This is a genomic window from Pantoea piersonii (genome assembly GCF_003612015.1).
Lineage (GTDB): Bacteria > Pseudomonadota > Gammaproteobacteria > Enterobacterales > Enterobacteriaceae > Pantoea > Pantoea piersonii.
This window is the reverse complement of record NZ_RARB01000024.1, coordinates 1-4,443: the sequence shown is the minus strand read 5'-3', so window position 1 is coordinate 4,443 and position 4,443 is coordinate 1. Positions and strand designations below refer to the sequence as shown.

Annotated in this window: 5 protein-coding genes and 4 tRNA genes; 7 read left to right on the top strand and 2 right to left on the bottom strand. The window is 51.7% G+C overall.

Translation table 11 applies throughout. The annotated features are described in order from the left end of the window. Window positions 1–198: 198 nt before the first annotated feature. On the top strand, window positions 199–1,236 hold the full coding sequence (gene murB / locus D7S44_RS23180; protein WP_120458509.1) for a UDP-N-acetylmuramate dehydrogenase: 1,038 nt from the start codon (window positions 199–201) through the stop codon (window positions 1,234–1,236). Then, window positions 1,233–2,192 (top strand): bifunctional biotin--[acetyl-CoA-carboxylase] ligase/biotin operon repressor BirA, encoded by a 960-nt coding sequence (gene birA, locus D7S44_RS23175; protein WP_120458508.1) that lies wholly within the window; start codon window positions 1,233–1,235, stop codon window positions 2,190–2,192. Before murB ends, birA begins: the two co-directional genes overlap by 4 nt. Window positions 2,193–2,227: 35 nt before the next feature. Here birA and coaA read toward each other — a convergent pair whose 3' ends face one another. Further along, complete coding sequence (coaA, locus tag D7S44_RS23170) at window positions 2,228–3,178, bottom strand: type I pantothenate kinase (protein WP_120458507.1); 951 nt, start codon at window positions 3,176–3,178, stop codon at window positions 2,228–2,230. A 28-nt stretch (window positions 3,179–3,206) separates the two neighbouring features. After that, window positions 3,207–3,710, bottom strand: coding sequence for a hypothetical protein (locus D7S44_RS23430; protein ID WP_147402135.1), 504 nt, complete (start codon window positions 3,708–3,710; stop codon window positions 3,207–3,209). A gap of 5 nt (window positions 3,711–3,715) precedes the next feature. Between D7S44_RS23430 and D7S44_RS23165 the strand changes: the two genes are divergently transcribed. The 5 genes from D7S44_RS23165 to D7S44_RS23145 form a co-directional block, all read left to right on the top strand. Then, window positions 3,716–3,791, top strand: a tRNA-Thr gene (locus tag D7S44_RS23165). A 7-nt stretch (window positions 3,792–3,798) separates the two neighbouring features. Beyond that, window positions 3,799–3,883, top strand: a tRNA-Tyr gene (locus tag D7S44_RS23160). A 192-nt stretch (window positions 3,884–4,075) separates the two neighbouring features. After that, window positions 4,076–4,150: transfer RNA gene (locus tag D7S44_RS23155), tRNA-Gly, on the top strand. Between the two features lie 5 nt (window positions 4,151–4,155). Further along, window positions 4,156–4,231: transfer RNA gene (locus D7S44_RS23150), tRNA-Thr, on the top strand. A gap of 107 nt (window positions 4,232–4,338) precedes the next feature. After that, the coding region (locus D7S44_RS23145; protein WP_233496297.1) for a GTP-binding protein at window positions 4,339–4,443 on the top strand (105 nt) is incomplete at its 3' end.

Here is a 4,443-nt window from a genome sequence, read left to right as displayed (position 1 = left end):
GTAGTGTGGGGTCTCCCCATGCGAGAGTAGGGAACTGCCAGGCATCCATACAGAAAAGCCCCCTGCTGACGCAGGGGGCTTTTTTACGTCTGTCGATCGGCGGTAAAGGCATTTCCCGGCGCGACACCATCAAAACTTCCCTACAAGCCTGAACTGATGCGGTAAACTATGCGCAGATAACTTAGTTAAGGCCGCACAATGTCCCACCAGTATCCTTCTTTGCAAGCTGACAATACCCTTGGTCTTGCGATCTGCGCACGCGATCGTATCCTCGCTGAGACGCCAGAAATGATCCTCAGCGCCTGGCGAAACGCCAGAATGAAGAATGAACCCTTTATTCTGCTGGGCGAAGGCAGCAATGTGCTTTTCCTGGAAGATTTTGCTGGTACCGTTGTCCTTAACAGGATTAAAGGCATCGATATTCAGGAGCAGGACGACGCCTGGAAGCTGCATGTCGGCGCCGGTGAAAACTGGCATGCGCTTGTTGAGGCGACCCTGAAGAAAGGGATCCCCGGGCTCGAAAATCTTGCGCTTATTCCCGGTATGGCGGGTTCGGCACCGATACAAAATATTGGTGCCTATGGCGTTGAGTTCAGGGATGTCTGCGAGTATGTCGACGTACTAAACCTCGATACGGGGGCGACACAGCGGCTGCATCGCGAAGCGTGCGCTTTCGGTTACCGCGACAGCATCTTTAAGCATCAATATCAGCAGGGATATGCCATTGTCGCGGTAGGGCTCAGCCTGAATAAACGCTGGCAGCCGGTGCTCACCTACGGCGATTTAACGCGCCTCAATCCTGCTACGGTTACCGCCTGGGAAGTCTTCCACGCCGTTTGCCATATGCGGCAGAGTAAACTGCCCGATCCACGCGTGACGGGTAATGTCGGCAGCTTCTTCAAAAACCCGCTGATAAGCCTCGAACGCGCAGAAAAGCTGAAGCTTGCCTGTCCCGATATGCCCTGTTACCCACAGGGGAACGGCGAAGTAAAACTGGCGGCGGGCTGGCTGATCGATCAATGCCAGCTGAAAGGATTTCGCATCGGCGGCGCGGCAGTGCATCAGCAGCAGGCGCTGGTGCTCATCAATGCCGAGCACGCCACCTCGCAGGACATTGTCGCCCTGGCGAAAACCGTACGTGAACGCGTCGGACAAAAATTTGATGTATGGCTTGAGCCCGAAGTTCGATTTATCGGGGCACAGGGCGAGTGCAATGCTGTAGAGGCAATTATATGAAAGACCATAGCATCCCGTTAAAGCTGGTTGAGATACTTTCAGACGGAGAGTTTCATTCCGGTGAACAGCTCGGCGAAACACTGGGGATGAGCCGTGCTGCGATCAACAAGCATATTCAGACGCTTAAAACCTGGGGGCTGGATATTTATACGGTAACGGGTAAAGGTTATAGCCTGCCGGCACCGATGCAGCTGTTGAATGAAGAGGCGATACTCGCACAGCTTCATCAACCTAATCTGGCCATCATTCCTGTTATCGATTCAACGAACCAGTATTTGCTCGAGCGGATGAATGAGCTGCAATCAGGGGATGCCTGTATTGCTGAATATCAGCAGGCTGGGCGCGGACGGCGGGGAAGACAATGGTTCTCGCCTTTTGGCGCCAATCTTTATCTGTCGATGTACTGGCGTCTGGAACAAGGGCCAGCGGCTGCGATGGGGTTGAGCCTGGTTATTGGCATCGTGATAGCGGAGACGCTGCAGCAGCTGGGCGCGCAGGACGTACGCGTGAAGTGGCCTAACGATCTCTATCTGCAGGACCGCAAACTGGCGGGCATCCTGGTTGAACTGACGGGGAAAACGGGCGATGCGGCGCAAATTGTTATGGGCGCGGGCATCAATCTGGCGATGCGCGGCGCAGACGCGACGCAGATTAATCAGGGCTGGATTAACCTGCAGGAAGCGGGGATCGCGATTAATCGAAACGACCTTGCCGCAAAGCTGATAAACAGTCTGCGCGAGGCGCTGCCGATATTTGAACGTGACGGGTTAGCGCCTTTTACCGAACGCTGGAAGGCTCTGGATAACTTTTTTAACCGACCGGTCAAGCTATTGATCGGCGAACGTGAAATTCACGGTATCGCGCGTGGAATAGATAAACAGGGTGGATTACTGCTTGAGCAGGATGGCGAAGTAAAATCCTGGGTAGGCGGGGAAATATCCCTTCGTCCGCAGTAAATAAAAAGCCTGCGCGATGCAGGCTTTTTTAATACTTATTTTCTCAGTCTTACCCGGTCGACCGCATGATTGCCGCTCTTGGTCATAATCAGGCTCGCTCTCTCACGCGTAGGCAGTATATTTTCTTTCAAATTCAGCCAGTTGATCTCTTTCCACAGCCCCGTGGCAATTTGTACGGCCTCCTCTTCGGAGAGCTGCGCATAATGGTGGAAGTAAGAGTCGGGATCGGTAAAGGCGCCCTGACGGAATTTCAAAAAACGATTGATATACCAGCGCTGCAGCAAGTCTTCAGGCGCATCCACGTAAATAGAAAAATCGACAAAGTCAGAAACAAAGACGTGGTGGGGATCATGAGGATAATCCATCCCGCTCTGCAAAACATTCAATCCCTCAAGGATTAATATATCTGGCTGATGCACGACTTTGTCGCCATCCGGTATGACATCGTAAACCAGGTGGGAATAGACCGGCGCCGTCACCTGGCTGGCGCCTGATTTCAGCGCCGAAACAAAGTTAACCAGCCGATGCATATCATAGGACTGAGGAAAGCCTTTCTTCTTCATCAGGCCGCGCTCTTTCAGCACCGCGTTAGGATGCAGAAAGCCATCTGTAGTGATGAGCTCTACTTTGCGATGTTCCGGCCAGCGGCTCAGCAGGGCCTGCAGGACGCGCGCGGTGGTACTTTTACCTACGGCCACGCTGCCGGCAATGCTGATGATATAGGGGATTTTTTGCCCGTCAGTTCCAAGGAACTGCTCAAGCACGGCCTGACGGCGTAAGTTGGAGCTGATATAGAAGTTAAGCAGGCGCGACAGGGGAAGGTAGATCTCTGCTACTTCCTCCAGAGACAAATCCTCATTAATGCCTTTTAGCTGCGCGATCTCCTCTTCAGTTAAGGTCATCGGCACAGAATTACGCAGGGCGGCCCACTGCTTACGCGTGAACTCCAGATAGGGCGTGGTCAGAGGTGAATTCTTTTTATTCATAAGTATGCGTCTGACTGCAGATTCAGGCTTATTCATAGCACGCAGATAAAAAACCCGTAGCGATATGAAATCTATAGCTGCATGTCACAAAGTCTTTACTGAGAACAATGGGCTGGAGGTTAACATCAGTGTGACAATAAAAAGAAGAAAAATGATAAATCCGCGCACGCTTTCGCAAGCGGCTGCGCATAAGCACGGCCGCAGGCGAAGCAAGCGGTATGATTATCTGTCGTGCTGACATCGTGATTTGCGCCTGACGTTTCTTATTGTCAGCGTTGCAGATGCGCACCTGAGAGAAATTTTTATTTTTCGGCAAGGCTAAGTGAGCAAAAAGACAGCGCTTCAGATGTTGGATGAGTGAAACCGACACAATAAAAATCATGCCGCCGCTGGCTAAAAACAGCCGGAACCGCCTAATTTTTCTCCGCAAAAACGCTAAAATGCGAGGATTTGCACAAATAGTAAGCGATAGAGTAATTTCAGCGATTTTTTTGTTGCATCCTGTCCCCGACCTTCCTAGAATGCGCGTCACTTGATGCCGGCTTAGCTCAGTTGGTAGAGCAACTGACTTGTAATCAGTAGGTCACCAGTTCGATTCCGGTAGCCGGCACCATCAAGTAGGTGGGATTCCCGAGCGGCCAAAGGGAGCAGACTGTAAATCTGCCGTCACAGACTTCGAAGGTTCGAATCCTTCTCCCACCACCATCTCAACCCTCTCGGTTGGGAGCAGATAAACAACCTGTTTGTCTGTCGGTGAGTCACTTCTCTCACCCTAAATTCAAACTGCGCTTCGGCACAGTTAAAGTCGGTCAGTAACGCTGGCAGACTTCGAATAGTAGGGGAACATCTCTTATTATTCACAAGCTACAGAAAGAACAGGTAGCCGAGTTCCAGGATGCGGGCATCGTATAATGGCTATTACCTCAGCCTTCCAAGCTGATGATGCGGGTTCGATTCCCGCTGCCCGCTCCAGATGTGCTGATATGGCTCAGTTGGTAGAGCGCACCCTTGGTAAGGGTGAGGTCCCCAGTTCGACTCTGGGTATCAGCACCACTTCCTTTATCTCCTCCCTGATTCTCTCTCTGTAAATCCTGCATTCAGGCACAGCCTGGTTGATGTGATGATATCTTTGATATATCCGTGTCTTAGAGGGACAAGCGATGGCTAAAGAGCAATTTCAACGTAACAAACTGCACGTAAACGTGGGCACCATCGGTCACGTTGACCACGGTAAAACCACCCTGACTGCAGCTATCACCACCGTT

What these genes read in the sequence shown, in the direction of transcription:
- murB (WP_120458509.1), top strand. Translation starts at nt 199, where the DNA reads ATGTCCCACCAGTATCCTTCTTTGCAAGCTGACAATACCCTTGGTCTT.
- birA (WP_120458508.1), top strand. Translation starts at nt 1,233, where the DNA reads ATGAAAGACCATAGCATCCCGTTAAAGCTGGTTGAGATACTTTCAGAC.
- coaA (WP_120458507.1), bottom strand. Translation starts at nt 3,178, where the DNA reads ATGAATAAAAAGAATTCACCTCTGACCACGCCCTATCTGGAGTTCACG.